Source organism: Pseudogulbenkiania sp. NH8B, assembly GCF_000283535.1.
GTDB lineage: Bacteria > Pseudomonadota > Gammaproteobacteria > Burkholderiales > Chromobacteriaceae > Pseudogulbenkiania > Pseudogulbenkiania ferrooxidans.
In genome coordinates, this window is record NC_016002.1 from 4,169,615 (window position 1) to 4,186,123 (window position 16,509).

Here is a 16,509-nt window from a genome sequence, read left to right on the forward strand (position 1 = left end):
CTCAGTCCCGACCCGGCTGGTCGGGCTCCACGATGGACAGATGGCTGACGCCGTAGCGGTCGCGGAAGTTGCGCAGCGCGGCCAGCTGGGTGGCGGTGATGCGGGTCCCCTTGGGCAGCAGCAGGTGGCCGGACAGATTGGTCAGATCGCGTGCCAGCACCATGCCGGGCTTGACCCCCTCCAGGGGCAGCAGAATGGCGGCAGCATGGTGGGGCTCGTCCAGCGCCGCGTGCTCGAGCAGGGTGGAGGCGTGGGGTTGGTTGAAGTGCTGCACCTGGCCAGAGTGGGTCGATACCGAGAAATAGCGGAACGGGTCCGCCTCCGGGCGCGGCTTGGTCATGGCCAGTTCTATCGCCTTTTCCACGTCGGCCGGCTTGGGTGGTTTGACGATGAAGCCGTCGGCGTGCAGACGCGCCGCGGCCAGCACGTTGCTGCGGTCGGCGTGCCCGGACAGGAAAATGAACGGCAGGTTGGACGGGTTGGCGGTCTGCCCGCAGCGCAGCTCTTTCAAGAGTCCGATACCGTCCAGACCGTCCATCTGGATATCGCACAGCACCAGGTCGACCTGGCGGATATCCAGGGTGCGAATGGCGGCCGCGCCGTCGGCCGCCTGCAGGATGGCCTCCGGACGCAGGCCCATATTGCGCAGGGCCTGCGTCATCAGGGTTCGGATCAGGAGCTGGTCGTCCACCACCAAGACCTTGAGTCTGGCAAAGTCGACACTCATTCGGTTGGCACCTCAGCATGGGACTTGAGCCTCCATGATGGACGCGAAGCCGGCACAGAGGCAAGGGGATTAAGCGTTTGGCATGGCTGCGGCGAGCCGACAGCCACTCTTCATCACCCTGCTCCAGGTTCTGTCATGGTCCGGGATGACCCGAGGCGTGCCCGGCCAGGTTGGCCGAACACCGGGTCAGTCCGGCTTCGGCCAACCTGGGCGACGCTACTTGATGCCGAGGCGCTCCAGGCGGTAGCGCAGCGAGCGGAAGCTGACCCCGAGCAGCTTGGCCGCCTGGGTGCGGTTGAAACGGGTCGCCTGCAGCGCCTTGACGATGGCATCGCGCTCGACCCGATCGAGGTACTCCTGCAACCCTTCGCCCCCGCCCGCCACCGGCGGCTCAGCCCCGCCCTCGCTGCACGCGGCATCGGACAACTGCAGGTCGGCCACGTCCACCCGCGCGTCGCTGGCCAGCGCCACGGCGCGTTCGAGAATGTTTTCCAGTTCGCGGAAGTTGCCGGGATAGTTGTACCCCAACAGCGCCTTCACTGCGTCCGGGCTGAGGCGCGGACGCGGGCCGTCGCCGGCCAGCCGCTCCAGCAGGCGGCCGACGAACAGCGGGATGTCCTCGCGCAGCTCGCGCAGCGGCGGCATGGTGAGCTGGATGACGTTGAGGCGGTAGTAGAGGTCCTGGCGGAACGCGCCGCTGTCGACCAGCGCCGCCAGGTCGTGGTGGGTGGCGCACAACAGGCGCACGTCGACCGCCTCCTCGGGGCCGCCGCCCAGCTTGCGCACGCGCTTCTCCTGGATCGCGCGCAGCAGCTTGACCTGCATCGCCAACGGCAGGTCGGCCACCTCGTCGAGGAACAGCGTGCCGCCGTTGGCCTGCTGGAAGAAGCCGTCGCGTTCGCTGTCGGCGCCGGTGAAGGCGCCCTTGCGATGACCGAAGAACTCGCTCTCCATCAGGCTTTCCGGGATGGCGCCGCAGTTGACCGGCACGAACGGCCGCGCCGCGCGCGGCCCCTGCTCGTGGATCAGCCGCGCAGCCTGCTCCTTGCCGGTGCCGGACTCGCCATGGATGTAGACCGCGGCCTGGGTACGCGCCAGCCGCTCGATCAGCCGCCGCACCTCCTGCATCGCCGGCGATTCACCCGCCAGCCGCACCGCGCCGTCCACGACACCACCAGCCGCGCGTCCCTCCAGTGCCAGCGCCGATTGCACCAGCGTCCTCAGCTGCGCCAGGCTGACCGGCTTTTGCAGGTAGTCGAAGGCGCCGGCCTTCATCGCCGCCACCGCGTTGTCGGCGCTGCCGTAGGCAGTGATCACCGCCACCGGCACGTCGAGCCCGGCCTGGCCGATGTGCTCGACCACCGCCAGCCCTTCGCCGTCCGGCAGGCGCATGTCGGTCAGCGCCAGGTCGAACGGCTGGCGCGACAGCTGGCGGCAGGCGTCGCCGACGCTGGCGGCGGTGACCACCTCCAGCCCCATCTTGATCAGCGTCAGTTCCAGCAGTTCGCGGATGTCCGGCTCGTCGTCGACGACCAGCACGCGGCGGGGGGAGGTTCTAGTCATAGGCTTTCCGGCAGTACAGTCTGAAACGCCCGCCCGGGCTCAGGTAGGCGAGCAGGGCATCGTTGGCTTCGGCCAGCTCGCGGGCGATATAGAGCCCGAGGCCGGTGCCGCTGCTTTCGGTGGTGTAGAACGGCTCGAACAGGTGGGACTGGTGCTCGGCGCCGACGCCGGGCCCGTCGTCCACCACGTCGATCAACAGCGCGCTCTCGCTCTCGTCGACCTCGATGCGCAGGGAGCCGGTATGGCGCTGGCAGTAACGCCAGCCGTTGGCCAGCAGGTTGCCGAGAATCTGCGCCAGGTGGCCGCGGTCGAAGATCATGGCGCGCGGGCTGTTGAAGGTGGTGACGATGCGCCCGGCGGCGGCGGCTTCGCCGAGCACGAACTGCTCGACCAGCTCGGCCAGCACCGTCGCCGGCCGCAGCACCTCGGGGCGCACCCGGTCGCGCCGGTTGAGCGCCAGCACCTCTTCCACCAGGCGGTCGATACGCCGCGTATTGTCGCGCACCATCGCCGTCAGGCGCCGCGTGGCAGGATCGACGGCGTCCTCGCCCAACAGCTCGGCGGCGTGGCTGATCGCCGCCAGCGGGTTGCGGATTTCGTGGGCGATATTGGCCGTCAGCCGCCCCAGCGCCGCCAGCTTAAGCTGGCGCGCCTCCTCCGCCAGCTCGCGCGTCTCGCGCAGGAACAGCAGCAGCGTCGGGGTGTCCCCGGTCAGGATCGGCACCATGCGCCCGATCAGCGGCTGGGGCTGGGCGTTGAGCTGCACCGGCCGTGCCAGCAAGGGGCTGCCGTCCTGGCGCCAGTGCGCCACCGGCGCCGCCAGCTCGGGCAGCAGCTTGCCACGCTCAACCAAGCTGAAGTGGCGCGTGGCGGCGTCGTTGAACTGGCGCACCCGGCCTTCCTGGTCGAGCACCAGCACCGCCTCGCGCAGGCTCTGCAGCGCCAGCTCGTTGAGGCGGTTGAGCTGGGCGATCTCGCTGCCGCGCGCCGCGGCGAGTTGTTCCGACTCGCGCGCCACCCGGGCCAGCTGGTGGGTGGTGACACTGGTGACGAAACCGGCGCTGGCCAACAGCGCCGCCTGTACCAGTTCGCCGGTGGTGCCGTTCAACGCCAGGATGTCGTACAGCGTGACCCCCAGCAGTGCCAGGCTGGCCAGCGCGGCGTAGAACAACGCGTAGCGGCCGGAGGCCAGCAGCCCGGCCACCGCCAGGTACGGCAGCAACAGCACGCCGTAACCACTTTTCACGCCGCCATTGAGCGCCATCAGCGCGATGATCATGACGATATCGACGCTGACCCCCAGCGTGACCTGCACGCCGTGCGCCAGCGGGCCGCGCCCGAGCGACAGCCACAGCCCGATCAGGATCGAGTAGGCCAGCACCCAGCTGTAGAACGCCGGCCCGGCCACCAGCAAGGGTTCGCCGTCGAAGCCGTGCAGCTGCGACACCAGCAGCAGCACCAGCACGATGGTGCCGCGGAACGCGTTGAACAGCCTGAGCGCGTTGGCCGAAGGCAGCGTGAGCGAACGCGGCAGCTCGATCATGCGCGTCCGGCCGGCTCGACGATGGCCGTCACCAGCCACTTCTTCGGCATCAACTGGCCGCGCCGCGCGCGCTTGCCGTCGTACTCGGCGAGCGCCACCTTCTCCTCGCTCTGCTTGCCGCGCACCGACTGCGCCGTCAGCTGCGCCTTGTCGCCGCCGACGAGGCCGATCGCGGTGAGCGCCTCGCCCTCGCCCAGTTGCATCAGCATCAGGCCGCGGCCCTTGGCCAGCTCCTTCAGCTCGCCGGCCGGGAACGCCAGCAGGCGGCCGTTGTCGGCCGCCGCCACCAGCCGCAGCGCGTCGAGCTTGGCCGAAGCCGGCACGTGCAGCGGCGCGAGCACGCTCTCGCCGTCCTCCAGCGTCATGAACGCCTTGCCGGCCTTGACCCGCCCGGCCATGTCGCCGATCTTGGCGATGAAGCCGTAGCCGCCGGAGTTGGCCAGCACGAAGCGCGTGCTGTCCGGGCCGGACAACAGCTGCGCCGGCTTGGCGCCGTCCTGCAGCTCGACCAGGCTCGCCACCGGCACGCCGTCGCCGCGCCCGGTCGGCACCACGGCCGGATCGACGGTGTAGGCGCGCCCCTTGGAATCCAGCACGATGACCGGCCACACGGTACGCGTTTCCACCACGGTGGCGAGCGCGTCACCGTCCTTGAAGGAAAGCGCGCTCAACTCGACGTTGTGGCCGACGCGGGCGCGGATCCAGCCCTTCTGCGACAGGATGATGGTGACCGGCTCGTCGGCGATGGTCTGCGTCAGCACCGCGCGCTCGGCGGCCTTGATCTCGCTGCGGCGCGCGTCGCCGTACTTGGCGGCGTCGGCCTGGATTTCGTCGCGCATCAGCCCGGTCAGCGCGTCCGGCGTGGCGAGGAGGTGGCGCAGGCCTTCGCGCTCCTCGCGCAGTTCGGACAGCTCCTTCTCCAGCTTGAAGCCTTCCAGCCGTGCCAACTGGCGCAGGCGGATCTCGAGGATGTCCTCGGCCTGCAGTTCGGTCAGGCCGAAGGCCTTGATCAGGTCGGGCTTGGGCTCGTCCGACTCGCGGATGACGCGGATCACCTCGTCGATGTGGATGAAGGCGATCATGCGGCCTTCGAGGATGTGGATGCGCTTGTCCACCTGCGAGAGGCGGTACGTGAGGCGGCGCGTCACGGTGGTGCGGCGGAACGCCAGCCACTCGGCGAGGATGGGCTTGAGCCCCTTCTGGCCGGGACGGCCGTCGAGCCCGATCATCACCAGGTTCATCGAGGCGTTGCCTTCCAGGCTGGTCTGCGCCAGCAGGATATTGATGAACTCGTCCGGGTCCTGGCGGCTCGACTTGGGTTCGAACACGAGCCGCACCGGGCTGTCGCTGTCGGACTCGTCGCGCACGCGGTCGAGCAGGGAGAGCATCAGGCTCTTGAGGTTCTGCTGCTCCTGCGTCAGCGTCTTCTTGCCGGATTTCACCTTCGGGTTGGTGGCCTCCTCGATCTCGGCCAGCACCTTCTGCGCGCTGGAGCCGGGCGGCAGCTCGGTGACGATCACGCGCCACTGGCCGCGCGCCAGCTTTTCCACCTCCCACTTGGCGCGCACGCGCACGCTGCCGCGGCCGCTCTCGTAGGCGGCGAGGATGTCTTCGACCGGCGTGATGATCTGGCCGCCGCCGGGGAAGTCCGGCCCCGGCACGTAAGCCATCAGCTCGGCGGTGGTAAGTTCGGGGTTGTCGAGCAGGGCGACGGCGGCGCCAGCCACCTCGGTGAGGTTGTGCGGCGGAATCTCGGTGGCGAGGCCGACGGCGATGCCGGAGGCGCCGTTGAGCAGCACCATCGGCAAGCGGGCCGGCAACAGCGCCGGTTCGTCGAAGGCGCCGTCGTAGTTGGGCACGAAGTCCACGGTGCCCATGTCGATCTCGGACAGCAGCAGTTCGGCGATGGGCGTCAGGCGCGCCTCGGTGTAACGCATCGCCGCGGCGCCGTCGCCGTCGCGCGAGCCGAAGTTGCCCTGGCCGTCGATCAGCGGGTAGCGCAGCGTGAAGTCCTGCGCCATGCGCACCAACGCCTCGTAGGCCGAGCTGTCGCCGTGCGGGTGGTATTTACCGAGGATTTCGCCGACCACGCGCGCCGATTTCACCGGCTTGGCGCCGTGCGTCAGGCCCATGTCGCGCATGGCGTAGAGGATGCGGCGCTGCACCGGCTTCTGGCCGTCGGCCACTTCCGGCAAGGCACGGCCCTTGACCACGCTCATCGCGTATTCGAGGTAGGCGCGCTCGGCGTACAGGTCGAGCGGAATCCACTCGCCGGCGTCGCCGTCGGCGACGGGCGGCGGCGGCGCGGCGGGGGGAGTGCCGGCCACGGCAGGCTCGGCGATATCGTCTGCGAAGAGGTCGTTGTTGTCCATGGCGGGCCGGACACGCGCCAAGGCGCATGTCATGGTATGTTGGTTGTCGGAATTGATCGGGGAGGATTGTACTATGGCCAGCTTCATCCAGTGGCAATGCCACCGCTTCGACGGCTTCACTCTGCTTACCCTGTACGAAATGCTGCAGCTGCGCGGGCGGGTGTTTGTGGTCGAGCAGCGCTCGATCTACGAGGATATCGACGGCACCGACCTCGATTGCTGGCATCTGACCGGCCGCGACGGCCAGGGCCGGCTGGTGGCCTACGCCCGGCTGATCGCACCGGAACAGAAATACCCGGACGCCGCCGCCATCGGCCGCGTAGTGGTGGAACCGGACTGGCGCGGCAGCGGCATCGGTCGCCAACTCATGGCCGAAGCGGTGCTGCGCACCGCGCGGCTGTTTCCCGGCGCGCCGATGATGCTGTCGGCGCAGGCCTACGCCCAGGACTTCTACGCCCACTTCGGCTTCGAGCGCGTGTCCGAGCCGTACGACGACGACGGCATCCTGCACGTCGACATGCGTCGCCCACTCGACGAGTGAGACTTCAGTCCCGCTTTCCCGATCAGGCGTCAACCGGCCACAGTAGGCGAGCGAGCCAAAGCAGGTTGAGTGCCGCCAACGCACAGGAACCGGAATGTACATAAAGTACACGAGGATCATGGCTGAGCGAGTCTCTGTACAGAGACTCGCACGCTCAGAGCATTGCCAGCGCTCAAGATGCAAAGGCGCAGCCACCTAATGTGGATAGGTTCTCAAGGTTGGCCGAACACATCCTTCCACGCCGTGTAGCCGGTGACATAAACCACCGGAAACCACAGCAGCAGGCCAAGGAACAAGGGCAGCGCCGCCAGCACGAACAACACGGTCAGCATCAGCCCGCAGGTCAGCACCGCCGGCCAGTTGGCGAGTCCGGCGCGGATGCTGAGCTTGAGTGCCGGCCACGCCGCCAGGCCGTTCTGCACCACCAGCGCCGGCGCGAACCAGTAGGCCAGATTGACCACGAACACGATCACGCCCCCCAGCAGCATGCTCGCCATCATGGTTCCGACGTGGCCCGGCGCGCTCATCATCTCGGGCGTCGGCACCGTCCCCCCCAGCAAGCGCAACAGCAACCCGAACCCCAGCAGGGCCGCCAGCAACAGCGCCAGATAGAGCAAGCCGACGCCGAACAGGGCCTGGCCGGCGCGGCGGAAGCCGCCGAACAGGTCGGCCACCCCCAGTTCGTCATGGTGCTCGGCACGCGCCGCCGCCAGCACGAAACCGCCGGCGAACAACGGCCCCAGCAGGAACGCCAGCAGGCCGCCGATCATCGGCAGCGAGCTGACCAGAAGATGCAGCCCGAAATAGGCCAGTGCGAACAGCGCCCAGGTCAGTGGCTGGTCACGCACGATCAGGAAAGACTCGACGATCCAGCGCCAGCCATGCGCCGCGCCCACCTGGCGCGGTTGCGGCGGCGACGTCGGGGTGATGGTCCCCGGCGGAGAGGTAAAAAAATCGCTCATAAACTCCGATCCTCGGGGCTCAGCTTCCATCATAGCCCCAACAATATGACAAGGTTGATCGCCGCCGTCCCGAACTGGCGGCAGCCGGTTGCCGCCCGGGGGTCAAATCAGCGATAATTTCATGATTTAGCGACGGTTCCGCCGCTTCGGCCACTGTTACGGCAGCGGCCTGGGCCGGTTTCCGTAGTTGACCCACTACAGTTTCGAGGTTTCTCCCGAATGGTCTCCCGTACCGAGCTTGCCAACGCCATCCGCTTTCTCGCCATGGACGCGGTGGAACAGGCCAAATCCGGTCACCCCGGCGCCCCGATGGGCATGGCTGACATCGCCGAAGTCCTGTGGCGCGATCACCTGAAGCACAATCCGGCCAACCCGCACTGGTCCAACCGCGACCGCTTCGTGCTCTCCAACGGCCACGGCTCGATGTTGCTGTACAGCCTGCTGCACCTGACCGGTTACGACCTGTCGATCGAGGACCTCAAACACTTCCGCCAGCTGCACTCCAAGACCCCGGGCCACCCGGAATACGGCTACGCCCCCGGCATCGAGACCACCACCGGCCCGCTGGGCCAGGGCATCACCAATGCCGTCGGCATGGCGCTGGCCGAGAAGATGCTGGCCGCCGAGTTCAACCGCGAAGGCTTCCCGGTGGTCGATCACACCACCTGGGCGTTCCTCGGCGACGGCTGCCTGATGGAAGGCATCTCGCACGAGGCCTGCTCGCTGGCCGGCACCTGGGGCCTGGGCAAGCTGGTGGCATTCTGGGACGACAACGGCATCTCCATTGACGGCGATGTCGAAGGTTGGTTCACCGACGACACCCCGGCGCGCTTCGAAGCCTACGGCTGGCAGGTGATCCGCAACGTCGACGGCCACGATGCCGAGGAAATCCAGACCGCGATCCAGACCGCCAGGAAAACCGCCGACCGCCCGACCCTGATCTGCTGCAAGACCGCCATCGGCAAGGGCGCCCCGAACAAGCAGGGCGGCCACGACGTGCACGGCGCGCCGCTGGGCGCGGCCGAGATCGCCGCCGCGCGCGAACACCTCAACTGGCCGCACGCGCCGTTCGAGATTCCGGCCGAGATCTACACCGCCTGGGGCGCGCGCGACGCCGGCGCGGCGCGCGAGAACGAGTGGAACGGCCTGTTCGCGCACTACCGCGCGGCCTACCCGGAACTCGCCGCCGAATTCGAACGCCGCATGCAGGGCGAGCTGCCGCGGGGCTGGGAAGACGCCAAGGCCGCCGCCATCGCCAAGATCAACGACGCCGCCCAGACCGTGGCCACGCGCAAGGCGAGCCAGATCGCGCTTGAGACGTTCTCGCCGCTGCTGCCGGAATTCGTCGGCGGTTCGGCCGACCTGACCGGTTCCAACCTGACCAACTGGTCCGGCTCGAAGTGGATCGACGCCCAGGGCAACGGCAACTACATCAGCTACGGCGTGCGCGAGTTCGGCATGGCCGCGATCATGAACGGCATGACGCTGCACGGCGGCCTGCGCCCGTACGGCGGCACCTTCCTGATGTTCAGCGAATACGCCCGCAACGCGCTGCGCATGGCCGCGCTGATGAAGATCAACCCGATCTTCGTGTTCACCCACGACTCGATCGGCCTGGGCGAAGACGGCCCGACCCACCAGCCGGTGGAGCAGGTCGCCACGCTGCGCTACATCCCCAACATGAATACCTGGCGTCCGTGCGACACCACCGAGGCCGCCGTGGCCTGGGCGCACGCCATCGAACAGAAGACCACCCCGACCAACCTGATCCTGAGCCGCCAGAACCTGCCGTTCGTGACGCGCGACGCCCAGCAGATCGCCGACATCGCGAAGGGCGGCTACGTGCTGCGCGAAGCAGCAGGCGAGCTGAAGGCGGTGCTGATCGCCACCGGCTCCGAAGTGGAACTGGCGCTCAAGGCCCAGGCCGCGCTGGCCGAACAGGGCGTGGCGGTGCGCGTGGTGTCGATGCCGTCGACCAACGTGTTCGACAAGCAGGACAAGGCCTACCAGGCCAGCGTGCTGCCCGCCGGCGTGCCGCGCGTGGCGATCGAGGCCGGCGTGAGCGACTTCTGGCGCAAGTACGTGGGCCTGGAAGGCGCCGTGGTCGGCATCGACCACTTCGGCGAATCCGCCCCGGCCTCCGTGCTGTTCAAGGAATTCGGCTTCACCGTCGACAACGTGGTGGCCCAGACCCTGGCCGTCATCTGATCCTGAATAAATACAATCAAGGCCATCCCGCCATGACGGGATGGCCGACAAGCAACACAAAGACTTCTTGTTAAAATCCGGGAGAGAACCAATATGACCATTCGCATCGCGATCAACGGCTATGGCCGTATCGGCCGCCAGGCCCTGCGCTCGATCTACGAATACAATCTGCGCGGCGATTTCGAGATCGTCGCCGTGAACGCCTCGGGCGACCTGGCCACCAACGCCCACCTGACCAAGTTCGACACCGTGCACGGCCGCTTCGCCGCCGAGGTGAGCCACGACGAGAAGAACCTGATCGTCAACGGCGACGTGATCCCGTTCTTCTCCACCCGCAACCCGGCCGAACTGCCGTGGAAAGCGCTGAACGTGGACCTGGTGCTGGAATGCACCGGCGCCTTCACCAGCAAGGAAAAGTGCCAGCTGCACCTGGACGCCGGCGCCAAGAAGGTGCTGATCTCCGCTCCGGGTGGTGACGACGTCGACGCCACCATCGTCTACGGCGTCAACCACGACGTGCTGACCGCCGACATGACCGTGGTCTCCAACGCCTCCTGCACCACCAACTGTCTGGCACCGGTAGCCAAGGCGCTGAACGACGAGCTCGGCATCGTCAAAGGCCTGATGACCACCATCCACGCCTTCACCAACGACCAGGTGCTGACCGACGTGCGCCACAAGGACCTGCGCCGCGCCCGTTCCGCCACCGAGAACATGATTCCGACCAAGACCGGCGCCGCCAAGGCGGTGGGCCTGGTGCTGCCGCAGCTGAAAGGCAAGCTGGACGGTTTCGCGGTGCGCGTGCCGACCATCAACGTGTCGCTGGTCGACCTGACCTTCGAAGCCGGCCGCGCCACCTCGGTGGAAGAAGTGAACGCCATCCTCAAGGCCGCCGCCGAAGGCCCGATGAAGGGCATCCTGGGCTACAACACCCTGCCGCTGGTCTCCAGCGACTTCAACCACAGCACCGAAGGCTCGGTGTTCGACGCCACGCTGACCAAGGTTTCCAACGGCAACATGGTGAAAGTGCTGGCCTGGTACGACAACGAGTGGGGCTTCTGCCAGCAGATGCTGCGCACCGCCCGCGCGCTGTTCGCCGCCAAGTAAGCCTTTGATCGCCCTACGCCGCGCCTTCGGCCAACGTGCTGCGGCGCGGCGTCCGTACGGATAGAGCCATGCAATTTCTCAAACTGACCGAACAAGACCTCGCCGGCAAGCGCGTGCTGATCCGCGTCGACATGAACGTGCCGCTCAAGCACGGCACCATCGGCGACGACACCCGCATCCGCGCCAGCCTGCCATCCATCCTGCACGCCCTGAAGGCCGGTGCCGGGGTGATCCTGATGACCCACCTCGGCCGCCCCACCGAAGGCGAGCCGAAGCCGGAAGACAGCCTGGAGCCGGTGGCCGAACGCCTGTCCGAACTGCTGGGCCTGAGCGTACCGGTCAACAACAGCTGGCAAGAGCAGCCGCTGGTGGTGCACCCGGGTGAAGTGGTGATGCTGGAAAACGTGCGCCTCAACAAGGGCGAGAAGAAGAACAACGACGAACTGGGCCGTGCCTATGCCGCCCTGTGCGACGTGTTCGTCAACGACGCCTTCGGCACCGCGCACCGCGCCGAGGCCTCGACCCACGCCGTCGCCAAGTACGCCCCGCTGGCCTGTGCCGGCATCCTGCTGACCGCCGAGCTGGAGGCGCTGGCGCTGGCGCTGGAAGCCCCGGCACGCCCGCTGGTGGCGATCGTCGCCGGCTCCAAGGTGTCGACCAAGCTGACCATCCTCGAGGCGCTGGCCGACAAGGTCGACCAGCTCATCGTCGGCGGCGGCATCGCCAACACCTTCCTGCTGGCCGAAGGCCACGGCATCGGCAAGTCCCTGGCCGAGCCGGAGCTGGTGGCCGAGGCCAAGAAGGTCATCGCCAAGATCCGCGCCCACGGCGGCGACGTGCCGCTGCCCACCGACGTGGTGTGCGCCAGCGAGTTCGCCGAGAACGCCGAGGACACGCTGAAGCTGGTCGACGAAGTCACCAAGAACGACATGATTCTCGACATCGGCCCGGATTCGGCCAAGGCCCTGGCCGACATCGTCGCCCAGGCCGGCACCGTGGTGTGGAACGGCCCGGTCGGCGTGTTCGAGTTCGAGCAATTCAGCCACGGCACGCGTACGCTGGCCGAGGCGATCGCCGAATCCGACGCGTTCTCGATCGCCGGCGGCGGCGACACCCTGTCGGCCATCGCCAAGTTCGGCGTGACCGACAAGATCAGCTACATTTCGACCGGCGGCGGCGCCTTCCTCGAATTCCTCGAGGGCAAGGAACTGCCCGCCGTGGCGATCCTGCAGCAGCGCGCGCGGTAAAACGACCACAGACCCTGTCTTGGACGGTGGCGGCGCCGCAACAGCCTGCCAAGTAGGCTGGACACTACAGCGAAGCTGGCGGACCCTATAAGGTCCGCCACCCCAAACGGAGTCAAACCCATGTCGCTCAATACCTGGCTGCTGTTCCTCGTCACCGTGTTCTTCGTCTCGGCCACGCCGGGGCCCAACATGCTGCTGGCGCTGTCGCACGGCATCCGCTACGGCGTGCGCCGCACCCTGCCCACGCTGGCCGGATTGCTGAGCGCGCTGGGGCTGATCATGGCGGGCTCGGCGGCCGGCCTGGGGGCGATCCTGGCGGCGTCCGAACTGCTGTTCTCGCTGGTCAAGTACGCCGGCGCGGCCTACCTGATCTGGCTCGGCATCAAGACCTGGCGCGCCGCGCCGCAGCCGCTGGGGCAGGGGCCGGATAGCGGCAAGCGCGCCGAAGGCAGCGCCTGCCAGCGTTTTCGCACCGGCTTCCTGGTGGCGATGAGCAACCCCAAGGCCTTCGTGTTCTTCACCGCGCTGTTCCCGCAGTTCATGGACGCCAGCGCGCCGCAAGGCCCGCAGCTGATGGCGCTGGCCGGCACCTTCTACGTGATCGAGAGCAGCTGGCAGCTGGCCTACGCCGCCGGCGGCTCGCGCCTCAGGAACTGGCTCAACAGCCCGCTGCGGCTCTCCTGGATGAACCGCTTCGCCGGCGGCTCGTTCATGGCGGCGGGCGTGGCGCTGTCCGGTGTCAGCCGGCACTGAACGCCGTTTGGCACTGGCTTCGGCCAACCTTTTGATTTGATACCGGTGCCGTCGCGATGACGGCACCTTGCCTTATTCTGGAGAATTACCATGGCACTCGTTTCGATGCGTCAGCTGCTGGACCATGCAGCCGAATTCAGCTACGGCCTGCCGGCCTTCAACGTCAACAACCTGGAACAGATGCGCGCCATCATGGAAGCCGCCGACAAGGTTGACGCCCCGGTGATCGTGCAGGCGTCGGCTGGTGCCCGCAAGTACGCCGGCGCGCCGTTCCTGCGCCACCTGATCCTGGCCGCGGTGGAAGAATTCCCGCACATCCCGGTGGTGATGCACCAGGACCACGGCACCAGCCCGGACGTATGCCAGCGCTCGATCCAGCTGGGCTTCTCCTCGGTGATGATGGACGGCTCGCTGAAGAGCGACGGCAAGACCCCGGCCGACTACGCCTACAACGTCGACGTCACCCGCACCGTGGTCAACTTCGCCCACGCCTGCGGCGTGTCGGTGGAAGGCGAGATCGGCTGCCTGGGCAGCCTGGAAACCGGCATGGCCGGCGAGGAAGACGGCGTCGGCGCCGAAGGCGTGCTGGACCACTCGCAGCTGCTGACCGACCCGGAAGAAGCCGCCCAGTTCGTCAAGGACACCGGCGTGGACGCGCTGGCCATCGCCATCGGCACCAGCCACGGCGCCTACAAGTTCAGCAAGAAGCCCACCGGCGACGTGCTGCGCATCGACCGCATCAAGGAAATCCACGCCCGCATCCCCAACACCCACCTGGTGATGCACGGCTCGTCCTCGGTGCCGCAGGAATGGCTGGCGATCATCAACGAATTCGGCGGCGAGCTGGGCGAGACCTACGGCGTGCCGGTGGAAGAGATCGTCGAAGGCATCAAGCACGGCGTGCGCAAGGTCAACATCGACACCGACCTGCGCCTGGCCTCGACCGGCGCCATCCGCCGCTTCCTGGCGCAGAACCCGAAAGAGTTCGACCCGCGCAAATACCTGGCGGCCAGCACCATCGCCATGCGCGACATCGTGATCGCCCGCTACGAAGCCTTCGGCGCCGCCGGCATGGCCAGCAAGATCAAGCCGGTGAGCCTGGACACCATGGCCAACAAGTACCTGAAGGGCGAGCTGGCGCAGATCGTCAAGTAAGCCGCTGGGAAATAAATCGGCTGCGCGGCCCCATACCGGCCCTGCGATGCTCGCCGTACCACTTGTACGGCTGTGCTTCTCGAACCGGCCTGGGGGCGCTCGCGGCGATTTCTTTCACCAGCGCCAAGCGCACGACCCGTCCAATCACACCGCCGCGGCTGAACAGCCCGGCGGTGTTTTTTTATCCCCGCTCAGTAGCGGATGCGCGCGTAATAGGTCCGCTCCGACGCCTCGCGCGCCTCGCGCAGCGTGCGGATGCCCTTTTCCGCCAGCAACGGGATCATCTTCAGGAACACCTCGCCGGTGACGATGGCGTCGCCCATCGCGGTGTGGCGTCCGATGATGGTCACCCCCAGCCGCTCCGCGATCGCCTCCAGGCGGTGCGACTCCTGGTTCGGGTGCAGCACCGCCGACAGCAGCAGCGTGTCGAGCACCGGCTGGTCGAAACGCACCCCGGTCGACGCCTCCTTCAGCTGCAGGAAGCGCATGTCGAAGGCGGCGTTGTGCGCCACCAGCACGGTGTCGGCGCAGTAGGCGCGGAACGCCGGCAGCACGGTGTCGAGGGGCGGCTGGCCCGCCAGCATCTCGGAGGTGATGCCATGGATCTTCACCGAGTCCTCCGGCAGCGGCCGCCGCGGATCGATCAACTGCTCGAAGCCCTCGTGCTGCAGCAAGCGACGGTTGACGATGCGGGTGGCGCCGATCTGGATGATCTCGTCGCCGGCGGCGGGCTCCAGCCCGGTGGTCTCGGTATCGAACACGGTGTAGGACAGCTCCGACAGCAGGCGCTCGTCGAGGGCGTGGCCGCCCTCCGACCAGCGGAACAGGTCGAAGTCGTAGAACTCCGGCCGGCTGCCGCCGCGCAGGAAGCGCGTCTCTTCGTGACGCTCGCGACGCGGCTCGACCAGCGGCAGCAGCAGCCGAAACAGGGCGCGGTGCGCGGCGCGCTGGCGCTCGAACCACATCTCGCCGTTGCAGCGCTCGACCACCTCGCGCACCGACGGCGCGCTGGTTCCGGCCCCCCGCATGGCGTCGAGCTCCCAGGACATCGCGGTCTCGGTGTTCATGGCGGTGCCGCTCCAGATCAGGTCGAGCTGGGCGTGGTGCTCGGCGCGCGACAGCGCCAGACGCACCTCGCGCACGCCGTACTCGTCGTGCAGGCGGCCGGTGAGGTAGCTCAGCGCCTGCAACAGCGAGAAACTGTCGACCTTGATCCACAGCGTGTCGTCGAGGTCCTCGGCCTTGCACGGCACGCCGGTCTGCGCCGTGACCCGCTGCAGCGCGGCCGTCACCACGTCCACGCCGCGCACCACCTCCAGCGGCCAGCGCGCCTTGAGGGCGTCGCCGTAGTCGCTGGCGGCATGCTCCAGGCGCTGCGACAGCTGCTGCGCCTCGTCACGGATCACCCCGAGGAAACGGCGCCGCTCGTCTTCGCCCATGTCGCCGTAGTCCGACAGCATTTCGGCGGCGGCACGCAGGCTGCCCAGCGGCCCGCGCACGCCTTCGGTAAAGGCCTGGATCACGGTGTCGCGCCGCGACTCCTCGGCGAAGCTGGCAGTGATGTCGTCGAGGATCAGCACGAAGCCGGCGATCGTCGGCGCGGCCGTGGCGGCCTCCTGGGCGTCACCGCCCAGCACCGGCGCCAGGTGCACGCGCAGCAACCGGCCGGCCGCGGTGGCGGCGACGAACTCCGCCGCCGGCGCACTCTCGCGCCCGAGGCGCTGGCCCACGCTCTCCAGCGCGTAGGCGATCAGGCCGTGATCGAAAATGGCGTAGATCGAGCGCCCCAGCCCCAGCAACTCGTCGCCGACCTCGCTGCGCGCGTGCTGGTTGTAGAGCAGGATGCGGCCGTCGAGGTTGCACACCACCACGCTCTGGTGCAACTCCGCCATCAGCGCCGCGAGGCGGTTCTTCTCGGCCTCGAGCGAGCGTTGCGCGGTGCGTACCTGTTCCGCCACGTCGCGCTGCAGCGCCGCGCGCGCCGCCGCCAGCTCGTTGATCGCCAGGACCAGGCCGTGCAACTCGCTGCCGCCGTCGGTCTTCACCCGGCGCGACGCGTCGGCCACCACGGTGGCGACCTGCTCGGCCAGGCGCAGCGGCGCCCGCACGTAGCGCGCCACCGCGTCGCGTAATGCCGCCACCGCGCTGCCGCACAGCAGCAGGGCGAGGATCAGCAGCGCCGTCACCAGGTCGTTGAGGGCGAGCCCGGTGCCGCGGGCGGCGTGCCAAGCCAGCCACGCCGTGGCCGCCAGTGCCGCGACGAGGACGAGACAGACGGTGCCGGCAGCCAGCCCCAGTTTGCGCGACGGCGTCATCGGTTCGGCCTCCGGC

At 68.0% G+C, this 16,509-nt stretch carries 12 protein-coding genes; 6 read left to right on the top strand and 6 right to left on the bottom strand.

Annotated elements, in window-relative coordinates:
• Nucleotide 1: 1 nt before the first annotated feature.
• The 4 genes from NH8B_RS19315 to parC form a co-directional block, all read right to left on the bottom strand.
• On the bottom strand, nt 2-727 hold the full coding sequence (locus NH8B_RS19315; RefSeq protein ID WP_014088745.1) for a response regulator: 726 nt from the start codon (nt 725-727) through the stop codon (nt 2-4).
• Between the two features lie 216 nt (nt 728-943).
• Entirely contained in the window at nt 944-2,290 is a 1,347-nt protein-coding gene (locus NH8B_RS19320; RefSeq protein ID WP_014088746.1) for a sigma-54-dependent transcriptional regulator, read from the bottom strand.
• Entirely contained in the window at nt 2,283-3,833 is a 1,551-nt protein-coding gene (locus NH8B_RS19325; protein ID WP_014088747.1) for a two-component system sensor histidine kinase NtrB, read from the bottom strand. Before NH8B_RS19325 ends, NH8B_RS19320 begins: the two co-directional genes overlap by 8 nt.
• Nucleotides 3,830-6,205 (bottom strand): DNA topoisomerase IV subunit A, encoded by a 2,376-nt coding sequence (parC, locus tag NH8B_RS19330; protein WP_014088748.1) that lies wholly within the window; start codon nt 6,203-6,205, stop codon nt 3,830-3,832. Before parC ends, NH8B_RS19325 begins: the two co-directional genes overlap by 4 nt.
• A gap of 73 nt (nt 6,206-6,278) precedes the next feature.
• On the opposite strand from parC, the gene NH8B_RS19335 reads away from it, so the two are divergent.
• Nucleotides 6,279-6,746: a GNAT family N-acetyltransferase gene (locus tag NH8B_RS19335; RefSeq protein WP_014088749.1), complete on the top strand. Its 468-nt coding sequence runs from the start codon at nt 6,279-6,281 to the stop codon at nt 6,744-6,746.
• A 212-nt stretch (nt 6,747-6,958) separates the two neighbouring features.
• Here NH8B_RS19335 and NH8B_RS19340 read toward each other — a convergent pair whose 3' ends face one another.
• A complete protein-coding gene (locus NH8B_RS19340) occupies nt 6,959-7,708 on the bottom strand; it encodes a BPSS1780 family membrane protein (protein WP_014088750.1) in 750 nt (249 codons plus the stop codon).
• A 219-nt stretch (nt 7,709-7,927) separates the two neighbouring features.
• Between NH8B_RS19340 and tkt the strand changes: the two genes are divergently transcribed.
• From tkt to fba, 5 genes are all read left to right on the top strand, one after another.
• Entirely contained in the window at nt 7,928-9,916 is a 1,989-nt protein-coding gene (gene tkt / locus NH8B_RS19345; RefSeq protein WP_014088751.1) for a transketolase, read from the top strand.
• Between the two features lie 93 nt (nt 9,917-10,009).
• Entirely contained in the window at nt 10,010-11,023 is a 1,014-nt protein-coding gene (gap, locus tag NH8B_RS19350) for a type I glyceraldehyde-3-phosphate dehydrogenase (RefSeq protein WP_014088752.1), read from the top strand.
• A gap of 68 nt (nt 11,024-11,091) precedes the next feature.
• Complete coding sequence (locus NH8B_RS19355; protein ID WP_014088753.1) at nt 11,092-12,270, top strand: phosphoglycerate kinase; 1,179 nt, start codon at nt 11,092-11,094, stop codon at nt 12,268-12,270.
• 120 nt (nt 12,271-12,390) lie between these two features.
• A complete protein-coding gene (locus NH8B_RS19360) occupies nt 12,391-13,023 on the top strand; it encodes a LysE family translocator (RefSeq protein ID WP_014088754.1) in 633 nt (210 codons plus the stop codon).
• 90 nt (nt 13,024-13,113) lie between these two features.
• Nucleotides 13,114-14,178: a class II fructose-bisphosphate aldolase gene (gene fba / locus NH8B_RS19365; protein ID WP_014088755.1), complete on the top strand. Its 1,065-nt coding sequence runs from the start codon at nt 13,114-13,116 to the stop codon at nt 14,176-14,178.
• 191 nt (nt 14,179-14,369) lie between these two features.
• Here fba and NH8B_RS19370 read toward each other — a convergent pair whose 3' ends face one another.
• Nucleotides 14,370-16,493, bottom strand: coding sequence for a 3'-5' exonuclease (locus NH8B_RS19370; RefSeq protein WP_014088756.1), 2,124 nt, complete (start codon nt 16,491-16,493; stop codon nt 14,370-14,372).
• Nucleotides 16,494-16,509 lie beyond the last annotated feature (16 nt).